The organism is Exiguobacterium sp. s28, assembly GCF_018618135.1.
GTDB lineage: Bacteria > Bacillota > Bacilli > Exiguobacteriales > Exiguobacteriaceae > Exiguobacterium > Exiguobacterium mexicanum_A.
Map to the genome: position 1 here is coordinate 74,751 of NZ_JACSLL010000007.1, position 17,140 is coordinate 91,890.

General features: G+C 52.5%; 16 protein-coding genes. All 16 read left to right on the forward strand.

Translation table 11 applies throughout. The features are described 5' to 3' along the window. Positions 1-16: 16 nt before the first annotated feature. The 16 genes from asnA (at position 17) to KNP78_RS09255 (ending at position 17,137) form a co-directional block, all read left to right on the forward strand. The gene (gene asnA / locus KNP78_RS09180) at positions 17-1,000 is read left to right on the forward strand and encodes an aspartate--ammonia ligase (protein ID WP_371819210.1); all 984 of its coding nucleotides are present in this window, start codon (positions 17-19) and stop codon (positions 998-1,000) included. Between the two features lie 181 nt (positions 1,001-1,181). After that, positions 1,182-2,477, forward strand: a complete 1,296-nt coding sequence (locus tag KNP78_RS09185) for an ABC transporter substrate-binding protein (RefSeq protein WP_034781154.1) — start codon at positions 1,182-1,184, stop codon at positions 2,475-2,477. A gap of 147 nt (positions 2,478-2,624) precedes the next feature. Beyond that, complete coding sequence (locus KNP78_RS09190; RefSeq protein ID WP_214823796.1) at positions 2,625-3,812, forward strand: right-handed parallel beta-helix repeat-containing protein; 1,188 nt, start codon at positions 2,625-2,627, stop codon at positions 3,810-3,812. Beyond that, a complete protein-coding gene (locus KNP78_RS09195; protein ID WP_052090279.1) occupies positions 3,799-4,344 on the forward strand; it encodes a nitrous oxide reductase accessory protein NosL in 546 nt (181 codons plus the stop codon). The genes KNP78_RS09190 and KNP78_RS09195 overlap by 14 nt, the downstream gene beginning before the upstream one ends. Further along, positions 4,345-5,148, forward strand: a complete 804-nt coding sequence (locus tag KNP78_RS09200) for an ABC transporter permease (protein WP_251128358.1) — start codon at positions 4,345-4,347, stop codon at positions 5,146-5,148. Next, positions 5,135-5,854: an ABC transporter ATP-binding protein gene (locus KNP78_RS09205; protein WP_214823797.1), complete on the forward strand. Its 720-nt coding sequence runs from the start codon at positions 5,135-5,137 to the stop codon at positions 5,852-5,854. The genes KNP78_RS09200 and KNP78_RS09205 overlap by 14 nt, the downstream gene beginning before the upstream one ends. A 63-nt stretch (positions 5,855-5,917) precedes the next feature. After that, the gene (locus KNP78_RS09210) at positions 5,918-7,378 is read left to right on the forward strand and encodes an MDR family MFS transporter (RefSeq protein WP_214823799.1); all 1,461 of its coding nucleotides are present in this window, start codon (positions 5,918-5,920) and stop codon (positions 7,376-7,378) included. Between the two features lie 35 nt (positions 7,379-7,413). After that, positions 7,414-8,523, forward strand: coding sequence for a PQQ-dependent sugar dehydrogenase (locus KNP78_RS09215; protein WP_251128518.1), 1,110 nt, complete (start codon positions 7,414-7,416; stop codon positions 8,521-8,523). A gap of 94 nt (positions 8,524-8,617) precedes the next feature. Further along, positions 8,618-9,817: a M48 family metallopeptidase gene (locus tag KNP78_RS09220; RefSeq protein ID WP_214823803.1), complete on the forward strand. Its 1,200-nt coding sequence runs from the start codon at positions 8,618-8,620 to the stop codon at positions 9,815-9,817. A gap of 107 nt (positions 9,818-9,924) precedes the next feature. Beyond that, positions 9,925-11,673 (forward strand): sensor histidine kinase, encoded by a 1,749-nt coding sequence (locus KNP78_RS09225; protein WP_214823805.1) that lies wholly within the window; start codon positions 9,925-9,927, stop codon positions 11,671-11,673. Beyond that, positions 11,670-12,377, forward strand: a complete 708-nt coding sequence (locus KNP78_RS09230) for a response regulator transcription factor (protein ID WP_034781142.1) — start codon at positions 11,670-11,672, stop codon at positions 12,375-12,377. Before KNP78_RS09225 ends, KNP78_RS09230 begins: the two co-directional genes overlap by 4 nt. Before the next feature lie 15 nt (positions 12,378-12,392). Continuing rightward, positions 12,393-13,106, forward strand: a complete 714-nt coding sequence (deoD, locus tag KNP78_RS09235) for a purine-nucleoside phosphorylase (RefSeq protein ID WP_034781140.1) — start codon at positions 12,393-12,395, stop codon at positions 13,104-13,106. 141 nt (positions 13,107-13,247) lie between these two features. Then, entirely contained in the window at positions 13,248-14,405 is a 1,158-nt protein-coding gene (locus KNP78_RS09240; protein WP_214823807.1) for an MFS transporter, read from the forward strand. A 99-nt stretch (positions 14,406-14,504) separates the two neighbouring features. Further along, a complete protein-coding gene (locus tag KNP78_RS09245) occupies positions 14,505-15,890 on the forward strand; it encodes an aldehyde dehydrogenase (protein WP_214823808.1) in 1,386 nt (461 codons plus the stop codon). 172 nt (positions 15,891-16,062) lie between these two features. Further along, positions 16,063-16,773, forward strand: coding sequence for a Crp/Fnr family transcriptional regulator (locus tag KNP78_RS09250; protein WP_034781136.1), 711 nt, complete (start codon positions 16,063-16,065; stop codon positions 16,771-16,773). Positions 16,774-17,017: 244 nt separating this feature from the next. Further along, on the forward strand, positions 17,018-17,137 hold the full coding sequence (locus tag KNP78_RS09255) for a cytochrome c oxidase subunit 2A (protein WP_232819585.1): 120 nt from the start codon (positions 17,018-17,020) through the stop codon (positions 17,135-17,137). Positions 17,138-17,140 lie beyond the last annotated feature (3 nt).

Here is a 17,140-nt window from a genome sequence, read left to right on the forward strand (position 1 = left end):
ATTGGAGGAAGAAAACATGACAACGACAGCAACAAGCAAGATGAAAGCGAAACAACAGGCGATTACAGTAGTGAAGGCGACATTCGAAGACAAGTTCAGCACGGCGCTTGGGTTGACACAAGTGCAGGCCCCGCTGTTCGTCACATCGGCGAGCGGGGTCAACGACCACTTGAACGGCGTCGAACGCATCATTCAGTTCGACACGCAGTATCCGGGACACGAACTTGAAATCGTGCAGTCGCTCGCGAAATGGAAACGAGAAGCGCTCGGCCGTTACGGATTCGAGGTCGGGGAAGGCTTGTACACCCAGATGCGCGCCATCCGTCGTGATGAAGAGCTCGACGCGACGCACTCGCTTCACGTCGACCAATGGGATTGGGAACGCGTCATCGCCCGGGAACACCGGACGACGGAGTACTTGAAGGCGACGGTCGAATCGATTTACGCGGCACTCCGCGAGACGGAACAGACGGTCGAATCGATGTACGGGATTGAGGCGATTTTGCCAGAGTCGATTCATTTCTTGACGAGCCAAGAACTCGAAGACCTTTACCCGACGCTCACACCAAAAGAACGTGAGCACGCGATTTGTAAAGCGTACGGTGCGGTCTTCCTCTCGCAAATCGGTGGTGCACTCGCCTCAGGCGATAAGCATGACGGTCGTGCGGCCGACTATGATGACTGGTCACTCAACGGCGATATCCTCGTCTGGCACCCGGAACTCGAATCGGCGTTCGAACTGTCATCGATGGGAATTCGTGTTGACGAGACAGCGCTTGCCGAGCAGTTGGTGACAGCCGGAGCTGAAGACAAACGCAAGTACCCGTTCCACCAAGCGGTCCTCGAAGGACGTCTTCCGCTTACCATCGGGGGCGGCATCGGGCAATCGCGTGTCGCCATGTACTTGCTTCGTGCTCGTCACATCGGTGAAGTCCAATCTTCGGTCTGGCCGAGTGAAATGATCACCGCATGTGAAGAAGCTGGAATCAGCCTGTTGTAATTATATAGAAGAAACTAAAACCAGGACTTTCTTTTCAATAAGAAAGTCCTGGTTTTCTGTGCAACATTTTCCACCCTACACGTCAATTTTGACACCTACATAATGGAAGCGTTTTCATCTAAAGTTAGGGTGTACCGATTGGAATCATGATTGTCGACTCTATACTTAGGGAGGAAGCGAAATGAAACGTAAATGGAGATTATCGACCGCCGTGATGACGGCTGGGATGGTATTGACTCTTGCGGCCTGTGGCGGCGGGTCGCTTACGGAAGATGAAGGATCGAACGATGCGAACGCGGATAGCGGGGACAAACAAGACGTCACGTTGAACGTCTTCCAGTTCAAGGCGGAAATCGCCAAAGACCTCGAGGCGATGGCGAAAGAATACGAAGAAGAGACGGGCGTCAAAGTGACCGTCCAAACGGTCGGAGGCGGAGCTGACTATGGGGCAGCGCTCAAGTCCCAGTTCGCGTCAGGCAATGAACCGGACATCTTCAATAACGGCGGGTTCACCGAAGCACAAACGTGGAAAGACAAGTTGGAAGACTTGTCGGATGAGAAATGGGTCGGTGACTTGACCGAAGTGGCCAAAGAACCGATGACGATGGATGACAAACTGTACGGGATGCCGATGAACTTGGAAGGCTATGGTTTCATCTATAATAAAGAGCTGTTCGATAAGGCGGGCATCAGCGAACTGCCGAAGACGTTGTCTGAGTTGACGGATGCGGCTGAGAAGTTGGATAAAGCAGGCATCACGCCGTTCTCGGTCGGTTATGCCGAATTCTGGATTCTCGGTATCCATTTGCTCAACATTCCGATGGCGCAGCAAGACGATCCGGATGCGTTTATCCAGGCGCTGAACGAGAATAAAGGAAAATTCGAGGACAACGAGCAATTCCAACAGTTCTTGAAACTGTTCGACCTCACGATCAAATATGGAAATAAAAATCCACTTACGACGGACTATAACACGCAAGTCACTCAGTTCGCTCAAGGTGAGACGGCGATGCTTCAACAAGGGAACTGGGCGCAACAGATGATTCTTGACGTGAACCCGGACATCGAGATGGGCTTCGTGCCAATTCCGATCAATGATGACAAAGAGAAGATGGACCGCCTCCCGGTCGGTGTCCCGAACAACTGGGTCGTCAACAAAAACTCCGAGTATAAGGAAGAAGCGAAGGATTTCCTCGAATGGATGGCGACGTCTGATACGGGTAAAGATTACATGGTCAACAAGTTCAAATTTATCCCAGCGTTCAAATCGATTGAAGCGAACGACCTTGGACCACTTGCAGACGATATCTTGGCCTATTCAAACGAAGGCAAGACGATCTCGTGGAACTGGTTCAAGTATCCGGATGGTGCGGTCAACGAGTATGGCGCACTGATGCAAGCATACGTTGGCGGTCAAAAGACAGGCGACGAGATGCTTCAAGACTTCACGAAAGTATGGGCCGATAAGGCGAAATGATAGCAACACAAGCGGCGAAATGACCCCTTCGCCACTTGTGTTTTTTTTATGAAGAAACTGTCACATGAATCCCATAAAAATGACACACATACCCCCCTGGGTTTTCGTACAATATGTTCTGTAAGCGATTGATCAAGAGGAGGGGTTATGAAACGACTAAGCGGGTTACTCGCGTTATGGTTCTTCTCACCGATCACTGTTCAAGCGAACGAGGAACCGGTGTCGCTCGAAGAACCGATTGTGATTCAATCGAACGAAACGTTTAACGGTGAAGGAAAGCGGTTCAGTAGTTGTGAACATCCTGCGTTTCAACTCGAAGGGACCGGGGCCGTGCTCGAGAACGTCGAGATCGAACAGTGCGAACGGACGACCGTACCCGCGGTGCTCGTCGTGGGACTCGGCCATCAAGTCATCGACGTTACGATTGAGGCGACCGGGACCGGGATCGCCGTCGAGAACAGTTACGGGGTCAGGTTGATTCGACCGAACGTGACAGGGAAGGGTGAGGAGGAAGGAATATCGATCGAGGATAGCGAGGCGACAGTCATCAAAGGAGCCATCGTCGACCACGTCCGTGACGGCATTTATATTGAAAACGGGACCGGACACGAGTTGACCCGGCCGCTCGTCACGAACTCACGATACGGCGTTCATCTTATGTTCCCGACGGACGTCTCGATTGTGTCCCCGAATCTGCACAACAATGAAACTGGCGCGATGGTGATGGGGACCGAGCGCGTCCGTATCGAGAATGGACAAATCTATGATCAAGTCGGTGCGACAGGAATGGGACTCATGCTGTTCGAAGCGATTGAAACGAGCATCCGTGCCAATGCGATTTATGGGAACCGCGTCGGCATTTATGCCGAAAAATCGGAATGGACAGCGATTCATGATAACGGTGTGAACGGAAATGATATCGGCCTAAGGATGAAACGGGCCAACGGGATGACGTTGACCGGAAACGATGTGACGAACAATCGCTATCCTGTCGTATCATTTGAAGCGGCCGATAACGTGATTGTCGGCAACGAATGGGGCGGGCAGACACTCGATTTGACCCAGGACGGGCAGAGTGAGATCCCGTATCGGGCCGACCCATATTTGTTTTTGCTCGCTGATTCGTATGAAGCGTTTGAATTGCTGTACGGGGCTCCAGGGTTGACCGTACTCGAGCGTGTCCTCAGGAGCCCTGACGAGGTCACGCTCACCGATGTTTCGCCACGGGCGACGACGTTCGAGTTAAAGTGGCAGGGAACGGTTGGGGCAACCGTGTTAAGTGGATTATTGATTTTATTATGGCGATTTGGGAGGAAACAAGATGATTACTTATAAGAAGATGGCAGGATTACTTACCGTATCAGGATTGACGCTCGCATTGGGTGCGTGTTCAAGCGCGGCGGCGGAACCGTTTGACATCGAATGGGGCGAGACCGAATGCGTTGTATGTAACATGAAAATCATGGACGAACAGTTCGCTGCCGAGGCGATCATGGACAACGGAAAAGGCTATGCATTCGATGACATCGGTTGTTTGATGCGGGACTGGTATCCGGAACAGACAGAAGAAGATATCGCAGCTATGTACGTCAAAGACTACAACACGAAAGAATGGGTCGACCTTGAAGAAGGAACATTCGTCTACGATAAGATGTCGAAGACACCGATGGCTTACAATATCGTCTCGTTTGCGAAGGAAGCGGATGCTGAGGCATACGTGGACGAGAACGGCGGCATGGTCATGGACCTCGACGACTTGAAAGACCATTCATGGGAGCGCGGGGAAATGAAACAGCATAAAAAGATGAACGCAGATGATGATAGCAAGATGAGTGAGAATGATTCCTCAGAAGGCCACGGACAGTAAATGATGCTGTGGCGGATCGAGTGGTCGCGCACGTTACGTCAAAAAGAGAGTTACGTCTTCCTGTTCACCTGGATGGTGACGCTCGTGCTGCTTGGCGGTCTCGGACAAGCGCTACCGGTGGCGACCGCCTACACGAACGTCAACGCGACATTACTCACCATCATCGGACTCGTCTTACCGCTTTTCGTCATGTTGACGACGGCGCTCCAGTGGGGAGGGGAGCGGGAGTCGAAACGTTTGCGTCTCTTGACGACGTACCCGCTATCGATGTTTCACCTCGTCTGGATGCGTTACACCGCCTTTCTCGCGACGCAGGCTTTAATTGTCACGCTCGCCTATGCGCTCTCGTCATTCTTCGTATCGATGCCTCTCAAGACGTGGGTCGTCCTTTGGGCATATTCGCTCGGGCTCATCGCGTATGGGGCGGCGTTCGGGACATTCGTTGGCGTCATCGGTCGAAATCGGCTTCAAGCTGTCCTCATGTCTTTCCTCGTTTGGACTGTCTTGATTTTGTTATGGCCGACGGTGCTCGTCAGTGTCATTGCGTGGATACCATACGGTGTTCAGGCGGAAGCGATGGTCGGCGCCTTGTTTTTGAACGGATTTGAGTTGTTGCGCGTCTGGGTGAGCGCAGTATTGGCGGCCCCCGATTTGTTCGGGGCCATCTATGAGACGTTTATTGGGTGGCTCGACGGCCCGGTCGGTACGGCTGTCGTCGGTGCGACAATCATCGGGGTCATTCTCAGTATGTTGGGCGCGGCGGCGTGGTGGTTACGACGGGAGGGTCGACATGATTCAACTTAATCAAGTGGGAAAACGATACGGCGAGTCATGGGCGCTCCATCCGCTTGACGGTGCGATTGACTCAGGCCAGGTCGTCGCTTTATGCGGCAGCAACGGGGCTGGGAAGTCGACACTGTTGAATCTTATGAACGGCACGATTCCCCCAAGCGTCGGGAGCGTGTCCTTGAACGGTCGAACGATCGATGACGGGAAGGCGTACCATCGGACGTTTGGATACATGCCAGACGACTTTGCGTTCGATCCGTCTTGGACCGTCGGTGAGACGTACGCCTATTACACATTATGGCAAGGTGTGAAACCAGATTTAGCGCTGTTGGAGCGCGTCGGTCTCGATGGATTGAGAAACCGAGCCGTCGGGAAGTTGTCGAAAGGGATGCGTCAACGTCTCCTACTGGCGCAGGCGCTCGTGACGAAACCTGACATCTTGCTCCTCGATGAACCGACGAACGGACTCGATCCGACTTGGATGCGTCTGCTCGGTGACTTGTTGCGGGAAGAAGCTGAACGTGGTGCGACGATCGTCTGCTCGACACACCAGCTTGATGTGGCAGCGATGCTCGCTGATGAAGTATGGATGCTCAAGGACGGTCGGCTCGCAGGTCGCGTCCTCGTCACGGACGAAGCGGCGGCTTATGCTGAAATCAAACGTTTCTTTTTCGAATCGGAAGTTGAGGCTTGTCAAACCGGCGCGGCTCGCACAAAATAATAGACAGTTGAAGTGGTGCTCGGAACCTTCCGGCACCACTATTTTATTGGGGAGATGAAACAAATGAGAAAGAATGTTACGGTCGCGCTGTTATTGGCGACTTTTTTAGCGGCGATTGAAGGGACGGTCGTCTCCGTCGCAACGCCGGTCATCGCGAGCGATTTGAATGGGGCTGCCCTCGTGAGCTGGGTGTTTGCCGCCTTCTTGCTGTTCACGGCGGTATCGACACCAATCTATGGGAAGGTGGCCGATTTGTTCGGCCGAAAGCGTGTCCTGTTATTTGGAATCGGGCTGTTCACGCTCGCCTCACTTCTTTGCGGACTTGCCACATCGATGGAACAACTGATTGTCTTCCGGGCGCTTCAAGGGCTCGGCGCCGGTGCGGTATTACCAATCTCGATGACGATTATCGGCGATTTGTATAAATACGAAGAGCGCGGCAAGATTCAAGGGATTTTGAGCGCGGTGTGGGGCGTATCGGGCGTGCTCGGTCCGGTCATCGGCGGGTTCTTGGTCGAGACGTTGTCTTGGCGTTACGTCTTCTTATTGAACGTACCGTTCGCACTTTTATCGTTCATCATGATCGTCACGTTCTATAAAGAGACCGTGACCGAGACGACGGAACGGATTGACGTCAAAGGAGCGCTGTTGTTCGCGTTCGGTACGACGGCGTTCTTGTACGGGCTGATCACGTTCAGCGAGACGAACGTCTGGACGGCCTCGGTCGTCGCCAGTGCCGTCTTCAGCGTCATCTTGCTCACCAGTTTCTTCTTATCGGAACGACGGGCGAAGACACCGTTGTTGCCACTCGAATTATTGAAACAACCAATCATCGCGTCGATCAATGGGGCCGTCTTCTTCGCGGCGTGGGTCCTCGTGTCAATGTCGGCCTATATCCCGATATGGGCACAGGCCGTCCTTGGGAAATCAGCGACCGAAGCCGGATTCATGCTCATGCCACTCTCGGTCGCTTGGACATTCACGTCGATTATCGGCGGCCGTACACTTGGAGCGGCCTCGCCACGGCGTCGGGCCGTGACAGGAATGAGTCTCTTGTTGATCGGGACAATCATCTTGACGCTGCTCACGCAATCAAGCCCAGATCTGTTCGTCTATCTCGCTGTGGCCATCATCGGAGTCGGGTTCGGATTGTCGCAACCGATGTTCATCGTCGTCTTGCAGACCGTCGTATCTTACAGGCAACGCGGGACCGCGACGGCCGCGAACTCATTTTTGAGTACCGTCGGTCAGACGCTCGGTGTTGCCGTGTTTGGTGCAGTATTCAACTTTATCGTCCTCAGCGGTTTCCGTGACGAGGCGGGCTTGAGCGACGTATCACTCGAATCGTTCTTTAATCGAAGCGTCACCGAGACGTTAAACACGACGGTCCGGCTCCAAGGCGAGCAACTCATCGCCACAGGATTGAATACCGTCTTCATCGGAGCGGCACTCGCGGCGTTCATCGCATTGTTGATCGCGCTTCGCTTACCAGCTAACCCACCCGAACCTTCACGCGACAACTAAAGACACGGTATGATGGTGAAAAGGAGGCGATCATGTTGAAACGATGGATCCTTGTGTTATCTCTTGCCATATTAGCAGGTTGTGCATCGGAACCTGCTGACGCACCGGCGCCAGAGGAGACTCCGGGCGAAGAGTCGACCGAAGAAACACCTGCGGAAGATACACCAGGCGATGCACCAACATCGGAAGCAGACGATTCGCTGACATTCGGTGCGAGCGAGTCTGTCGTTGAGCAATTGGACGTACCGTGGTCGATGGTAAGGACCGGCGAAGGATGGCTTATCTCGGAACGAGGTGGCACAATCGCCGTCATCGATGCGGACGGGAATCTCGACCGACAACCGGTCGTCCTCGAAGAAGATGTGCTCGAAATCGGTGAGGGCGGTTTACTCGGCCTGGCCTTGACGACAGATTTCACGACATCCCGACAAGTGTACGCCTATCATACGTACGGGACACCTGGGGACGTACGAAACCGGGTCGTCGAATTGACGTGGGACGGGGAGCGCTTTGAAGAGACGGCTGTCGTGCTCGATGAGATCCCAGGCGCCCAGTTCCACAACGGCGGCCGCTTATTGCTCGATGGCGACGCACTTTGGGTCACCACGGGAGACGCCCTCGTTCCGGATCTCGCTCAAGATGAGACGTCGATTGCCGGAAAAGTGTTACGGGTGTCCTTATCCGGAACAGGCGAGCCGACCGATTGGATTTATTCGTCGGGCCACCGCAATCCCCAAGGGTTGACGAAAGTTGGCGACACGCTCTATGCGAGTGAACATGGGGCGTCCGGTCACGATGAAGTGAACACTCTCGAGCGGGGAAACAACTATGGCTGGCCGCTCATCGAGGCAGACCAGGAACAAGATGGTCTCGAGACACCATGGTTCGAAGTCGGGGAGACATCGTGGGCACCTTCGGGGATCGCAGCGGACGACCGTTACGTATACATGGCGACGCTTCGGGGGAATCGCCTTGTTGCCATCGACCGAGAGACAAAAGAGGTCACCCCGCTCGTCGAGGACAAAGGGCGTATCCGTGATGTCTGGTTAGGAGACGGAGAGCTCTACTTCATCACGAACAATACGGATGGACGCGGAAATCCGAGCAATGAGGATGATCAGCTGTATCGCTTGACCCTCGAATAGAAACTGACACCCGTGTCAGTTTCTATTTTTTTGTTGTCGATATCCAATTATCAGGTATAATGGACTTCATATGGAAAATGAAGGGGAATTTTACATGAAACAATCGCAATTGGTACATAAGAACGAAAAGCTGTATTTTGGACTGCTCGTCGCGGCCAGCGTGTTGACGGTGGTGTTAGGAATCGTCTTCACAATCGCCTCTCTCGGCATTTTCTTATGGATAATCGGAACGATTTTAGCACTGTCTCTATTCACGCACTGGCTTCAAATCGGATATATTCGCACGAACGGCGTCAAAGTGACAGAGCGTCAATTCGCCGACTTGCATCATACATATCAGCGTGTCGGGCAAGAGATGGGGATTCGCCTACTCCCGGACGTCTACATTCTTCAAGCCGGGGGCGTCTTGAACGCTTTCGCGACACGTTTCTTCCAAAAGAACATGGTCATCTTGTATTCGGATATCGTCGAGTTGTCACGTGATGGGTACACGAAAGAAGTCGAGTTTGTCATTGCGCATGAACTGGCACACATTCGCCGTAATCACGTTCAAAAACAGTGGGCCATGATGCTCGGCGGCTGGATCCCGTTTTTAGGGTCTGCCTATTCGCGCGCCTGTGAATTTACGTGTGACCGCATGGCCGCCCACTACATTCAAGACCAAGCCGCATCGAAACGTGCCCTCACGATTCTTGCGATCGGTGGGAAGTTGGCAAAAGAAGTGAGCGAGTTTGACTACTTGTACGAAGCGAGCCGTGAGAACGGATTTATCGCCAAGTTGAGCGAGCTGTTATCGACGCATCCGCCGCTCCCGAAACGGATTGCGGCCATCGCGACGAACGCCGGTGAGACGAACGTTCCGGTCTTCAAGACGGCAGGGTATGTCAAAGGGTCGATTATCGGGACGATTGTATTGAGCGTCATTGTCAATGTGGCCATCGTCGCCTGGTTGTTCACGAGCGATGGGTTGACGGGCTTCTCAGAAGGGTTCGGCTCGCTTGATGCCATGGCAGAAGAGCCGATTCAAGAACTTGCCTACAACGCCGCATCGTACGAAGAGTTCGCGGCATTGCTGGCGGACGGTGCCGACGTCAACACGCAAGATCTGTATGGCGATACGCCGCTCCATAACTTGTTATACGGGGAAGGCGCGGACATCGACACGGTCGAGCTGTTGCTCGAGAGCGGTGCCGACGTGTCCCTCGAGAACGAGGACGGGATGACCCCGGCTGAACTCGCAGCTGACTCGGGTCAACCAACAGGAATCATCGAATTGATTCAATCGTACGAGTGAACAGAGAGGTTTATGGCCATGCGTGTGGCCATAAACCTTTTTAATAACAGCTGTTGCAAACGCTTGCATGGACCGTGATATAATGACAGCGAGGAGGCGATGCGCGGATGAGCATTCGGACGAAGCTGACGGGAATGATCGCCTTGACGATTATCGTTCCCGTCATTTTGGCGACGGTCATTTCTTTTTGGTACGTCAAAGATAGGGAGCGAGAGCGGGGGCTCCAGCTCACCGAATGGTCGCTTGAGCGTGGGACGCTGCAAATGGAGCGATATATCTCGGACTTGAGCCGCCTGCCGACAAGTCTATATGCGAACCGGGACGTGCTCGATATTCTCGAGTATGGGCCGGGGCTATCCCTTCAGCAGACCGAATTGGAAGTGAGACGGGCGCTCCTCGGAATGTACTTGTCCCGCGAGGATGTGGCCCAGATTCAACTGCTCATGCTCGAAGACATGGACTCGTTCGCCGCTTATAAAATGAAAGTGTCCCCGCGTTCGAAACAGCAACCGAGTGCGATTCAACAGCAGTTGTTGAAGGATGAAGAGAGTCGCGTCCTGCTCGAGGCCTCGCATCCGCTTGTGCCGTATCATGATTTCGGTCCGCTCGTCTCGGAAGAAGAGGTCGTCACGCTTCATTTTCGGCTCGATAAGATTGAGACGGACCAGCCGCTCGCGATTCTTTCCATTGATATCCCGGAAGACGTCTTCATCGGTCAGCTCGCCTCGTTACAGAACAACCCGACTGAGAGCCTCTGGTTCATCGGAGGCGGTAATCAAGTGTTTGCGCAACTCGGTGACGGTGAAATCCCGCAAAACGTGTCGACGAACTCGTTGTCGAGCGATGGAAAGCATCACCGCATTGTCAAAGCGTTCGAGTTTGAGAACCAGACGTTTTACGTCGGGAAATCGATTCCAGATCGTCTGTTGACCGAACCGGCATCGCGGACATCGTTCATCATCTTCGTTGTTGGGATGGTGTCGCTCGTATTGGCGTTGATCGGTGCGACCTACGCTTCGATGCGCTTGACGACCCCGATCAAGACACTGACATCGAATATATGGCGCATCGAACAAGGGGATATGACGGTCTCGTTCGATTCCCTCGGAAATGATGAGTTCGGTGTGCTCGGACGGCAATTCAAACGGATGATCGAACGCATTGACGATTTGATTCAACGAGAATATCGTCTAGCGCTCGAAAATCGGACGAATGAACTGAGAGCGCTCCAAGCCCAGACGAACCCACATTTTTTATTCAACGCCTTGCAGTCGATTGGGACGCTCGCGTTGAAAGGGGACGGTAAGACGGTGTACCGTCTGATTACCCAACTCTCGTCGATGATGCGTTACACGATGCATCCGGACGAATCGATGGTGACGCTTAGGCGAGAAGTCGACCACCTCACGTCTTACATTCGGCTGCAGCAAGTCCGGTTCCCGGATCAATTCGAGATCGAGGTCGACGTTCCGGAGACGCTCCTCGATTTGACCGTGCCGAAGATGATTTTGCAGCCGCTCGCCGAGAACTTCTTTAAGCATGGATTTGAGCGCGACGGTGCGACAGCAGCGAACCACTTCTCGGTCCGGATTCACCAAGCAGGGCCAGATCTCGTGATTCGATGTGAGAATAGCGGACGCGATATCTCGGACGAAGAGCTAGCGTTGTTAAAAGAACGGATTGAGAAGTCGACCCAACCTTTGAATGGGGCAGAAGGCACCGGTTTAAAGAACATTCGGGATCGACTCATGTTAAACTATAATCGGGAGGCTCAGTTTATGTTGGCTACACCAGAGACAGGCGGATTTCGTATTGTCATGCGTTTCCCGGCCGTAAAGGAGGCGGATGCGTCATGACGAAAGTATTGATCGTCGATGATGAGTCGCCGGTACGGGAAGCGGTGAAACTGCTCGGGGAGTGGGAACAGCTCGGCGTCACGAAAGTGATCGAGGCGCAGGACGGGGAAGAAGCGAAACGAATCATCGCCAAGGAACGGCCGGCACTGATTTTATCGGACCTGCAGATGCCTCGTTGTAACGGCATCGAGCTGATGGAATGGGTTCATAAGGAAGCTGAGGCGACCAAGCTAATCGTATTGACCGGTTATGACGAATATTCGTACATGCGGCGTGCGATTCAGCTCGGTAGTTTTGATTACTTGTTGAAGCCGATCGACCCGGACGTCTTGAATGAGACGCTTGCACGCGCTCTTGCTGACGTCACGCCTGATGAAGCGGATCCGATTCTACAGATTGGTGCGTTCATCGAGCGCCATTATGCGGAAGAACTCAGCTTACAAGGGATGAGCGAGCGCTTTTACTTGAGCCGCGAATACATATCGCGTCGCTTCAAACAACAGTACGGCGTCAACTTATCCGAATATTTGCTGTCGATCCGGATGCTCGAGGCGAAACGTCTCCTTGAGACGAGTAGACAACGTATTTATGAAGTCGCCCAAGCGGTCGGCTTTTCGGATGATAAATATTTCCGGAAAGTCTTTAAAAAACAGGTTGGCATCACCCCGAATGAATATCGGGAGCAGTGTCACCGACTATCTTGAAGGAGGAATTTAATCATGAGTGTACACATTGGGGCAGAACCAGGACAAATCGCAGAAACGGTATTGTTACCGGGAGATCCGCTTCGCGCGAAATATATCGCGGAAACGTTCCTTGAGGACGTCGAGTTATATAACGAGGTCCGCGGGATGTATGGCTTCACAGGAACATATAAAGGGAAACGCATTTCGGTTCAAGGGACAGGAATGGGCGTTCCATCGATGTCGATTTACGTGAACGAATTGATCATGTCATACGGCGCGAAAAACTTGATCCGTGTCGGTACGGCCGGTGGGATTCAAGAAGACGTTAAAGTACGTGACGTCGTCATCGCGATGAGCGCATCGAGTGAGATGGGTCAAAACCGTGTGCGCTTCAACGGGATGGACTATGCACCGACAGCGACGTTCGACCTCCTACATCGCGCTTATATGAACGCTGAAAAGGCCGGCATCCCGGTCAAAGTCGGTCAAATCTTCACAGCCGACCAATTCTATCAAGATGATTTCCACCATTTCAAGAAGTGGGCCGACTTCGGTTGCCTCGCCATCGAGATGGAGGCGGCAGGACTCTACACACTCGCTGCGAAACATAAAGTGAACGCGTTGACGATCCTTACGATCTCAGACCACTTGTTGACAGGAGAAGAGACGACATCCGAAGAACGTCAAACGACGTTTGACGAGATGATCCGTGTCGCACTCGATACAGCGGTCGAAGTCACGAACTGATGCAAATGCCCTACAAGCCACTGGTTTGTAGGGCATTTTTGTGTCCGTGCGCCTTCCCGTGTATACAAAGTGAAACCGGCAAGCTAGACTGAAGCTGAAACGAACAGTTCGAAAATCGGGCTGTACCAAGGAGTTGTGACTATGAACAAAGCATCTGCCTTTGTCATTTATAGTATCGTCTTTTTTGCTTTCTTTGATCTTTTTGCCCAGCTTCCAGTCATGAGCACGTTCGCGACATCGGTCGGTGCGACACCGTTCATCGCCGGACTCGTCATTGCCATTTATTCATTGTCGAACACGTTCGGCAACATTTTATCGGGGATCTGGACTGACCGGATCGGTCCGATCGTCATCTTATTCGTCGGTCTCGGGCTATCGAGCCTCAGTCTATTGTCATACCATCTCGTCGACACATCGACGACGCTTCTCATCGTCCGCATCGTGCACGGGTTTGTCGCCGGCTTGATCGTACCGGCCGCGTTCACGTTGTCTGCCAATTTGACCGCAGCGAACCGTCAAGGGAAGAAAGTGGCATTGACCGGCAGTTTTGTCGGGTTGGCGGCCATCATCGGGCCGGCGTTCAGTGGGATCATGGCGAGTCGAACGACCGTCCCCGTCGTTTTCACATACGTCGCGTTTTATGGGGCGATGGTCGCATTACTCGCACTCATCTTTTTACGTCCGTCGAAACTGTCGCTCGGAACATCGAGCCGTCAAGAGGAAGGGAAATCACGGCTTGAACGTGACGTCGTGAAGGCGTATATCGGTGCCTTCCTTTTAATGTTCTCGCAAGGTGCGATCGCGTTCTTGCTACCACTTTATGTACAGTCGCTCGGCTATGACTCCCGCTTGAGCGGGACACTGCTTAGTACGTTCGGAATCATGGCGGTGCTCGTATTTGTGTTACCGACGAACCGTTTGTTCGATCAAATCGAACCAGCGAAACTTGCGGCACTCGGTGTCGGCATTCTTGGTGTGAGCCAACTGTTGATCGGCCGTGCCGAGACATCTAGTCTCTTATACGGGGTGCTCGCCTTGTACGGTGTCGGTTTCGCGATCTTGTTCCCAGCCATCAACACGATGTTGATCAAAGCCACCAACCATGCCAACCGTGGCAAATCCTACGGATATTTTTATGCCTTCTTCTCGCTCGGGACGGTAACGGGCTCGGCTTTTTTAGGCTGGCTTTCCATCACGTTGACGCAAAAATTCACGGTGACCGGAGGCATCTTGCTCGCCGCCGGGTTGGTTCTCGTCTTGATGCAACAAGCGAAAAAGCGGAACGTGCCCGTGAGATAAGGCAGACCGAGAGTGTGCGGAGCGAAGGTTCAAAATGGTCGATGGCCAAGAGAAAATGATAAGATGAAGCTAGCGCTATCATCTAAGGGAGGCAGATTTATGCTCGCACCAATCGAACAGTTGACCATCGAAGAGCTCATCCGTAAACAACGTCGCTTCTATCGGACACAAGCGACCAAATCGCTCGCATTCCGTCTCAGTATGCTGACGTTTTTAAAAGAATCGATTAAACATCATGAGGCCGAAATTCTCCAAGCGTTGGAGCAGGATTTGAACAAATCGGAACTCGACGCGTTCACGACGGAGATTGGTTTCGTCTACGATGAGATTACACGGACGACTCGTGAGTTGAAACGTTGGATGCGCCCGAAGCGAGTCCGCGGTGCTTCGATTCATCTCGGGACGAAAAGTGAGGTCATGTATGAACCTTATGGCACGGTACTGATTATCGCTCCATGGAACTACCCGTTTCAATTGGCGATGGCACCGCTCATCGGAGCGATTGCCGCAGGGAACACGGCCGTCGTGAAGCCTTCGGAATTGACACCGAACGTCGCCCAAATAATCACAAAAGTGCTCGAACGGGCGTTCACTGACCGCTTCGTCGTCAGCGTCGAAGGAGATAAAGACGTGGCGACGGAACTGCTCGCAAAGAAGTGGGACCATATCTTCTTCACTGGGTCGACACCGGTCGGGAAAATTGTCATGGAGGCGGCGGCGAAACATTTGACGCCGGTCACGCTTGAGCTCGGCGGGAAATCGCCGGCCATCGTCCATGACGATGCCAATATCGAGATTGCGGCGAAACGGATCGCTTGGGGCAAATGGATGAACGCTGGGCAAACGTGCGTCGCTCCAGACTATGTCCTCGTCCATGAATCGAAACGAGAGGTATTCCTCGAAGCCATTAAACGTGAAGCGTTCACGATGTTCGGGAATGGCGTCGGGACGAAGCGGTTCACACGAATCGTCAATGAGACACATTTCGACCGTTTGACCGGATATTTGACGGAAGGCGACGTATTTTTCGGAGGTCAGACCGACCGAGATCAATTGAAGATCGCTCCGACTGTATTGACGGACATCGAAGAAGACGCAAACGTTATGAAGGATGAGATTTTTGGGCCGATTCTACCGGTACTCACGTATCGTCAACTCGATGAAGTGATTGATTTCGTTGCAGCGCGCCCACACCCGCTCGCGCTCTATTTGTTCACTGAGACGAAAGAGGTGGAACAGAAGGTGATGAAGCATCTCACGTTTGGCGGAGGTTGTGTCAATGATGTCCTTATGCATTTGACGAACCCGAACCTGCCGTTCGGTGGCGTCGGTGAGAGCGGAATGGGCTCGTATCATGGTCGCTACAGCTTTGAGACGTTCAGCCATGCCAAATCGATTTTACGCAATACGACGAAATTTGATTTGCCGGTTCGTTATCCGAACTTCAAGGGAGCCGAGAAGTTGATTCGACTCGTCTACCGATGATTGGATTAGACTGCAGAGAGCCTGCAGTCTTTTTTTGTGAACGAAAAAATAAGAAGATTGTTTGAAATGTCACATACTTTTATGAAAATGCCCATTGCCCTCCTGTATAATAAAACCATATATCACGCACGAGGCCAGATTAGGCATGAGACCAGTGGAGGGAGCAGACAACATGACTATGAAATGTGGGACGACCCAACCGAACAGCTTCGTCTTCTCAGAAGAGACGAAACAGCTCTTATTCGAGATGATGACGTTTCAAGAATATTCAAAAGCGAGTATCGTTTGTTGGGAAGGAGAAAAATGCAGTAAGTTCTTTTATTTGAAGAGCGGTACCGTCAAATTCACGAAACTGACGAAAAAAGGGAGTTCGCTCATCATGTTCATATACGGCGCTGACGACTTCTTTGGAGAGTTCGACATCGACGATGTATTCCCGAGCTCCTATAGTATCGAGACGACCGAGGACAGTGTCATCGGCTGGATTTCAAAACAAGAGATGGACGAGCTCGTGCGTCAAGACGCGCAGCTGGCTACGGAGGTGTTGCGTTGGACTTCGATGATGCGCAAACAGTCCGAGATGAAGTTACGTGACTTGTTGCTGTATGGGAAGCCAGGGGCGCTCGCCTCGACGTTGCTTCGCATGGCGGCAATGCACGGCGTAGAGGAGACAGAGGGGGTCACAGTTCCGAGACATCCGTCTGACGGCGAACTCGGACAATTGATCGGTGCACCTCGCGAAACGGTCAATCGAATGATGAACCAGTGGCGGAAAGAAGGCGTGTTAACGACGACTCCGACATCGATGGTGTTGCATGACATCGATTTCCTAAAAGAGCTATGTTACTGCGAAGGCTGTCCCGCCGGTATTTGTCGGCTTTGACTTGCCGTTCATAAGCATTGAAAAACGTGCGGCGTCACGACATGAGAACATGAACAGGTGATTGGACCGACTGATGTCGGAGCAATCGCCTTTTTGTATGCCTTTTTTCCAAATGTGAACTTTATGTGTGGAAACTACGCAAATTTGATGTGATTGTCACTTTTGAAGTGACAAATGTCACATATTAATCAGTGCCCCTTTTCATACAATGAAAGTGGAAATCAAAGGGAAAGGGGTCCTTCACGTGGAGAAAAACGATGGACAAGAACCGAACTTAAAAGGCACGTTCACATCGGTCATGATTGTCGCTGGTGTCATCATTGCCATGTGGTCGTCGGTCTTTTACTTATTTGTGACACGATAACGA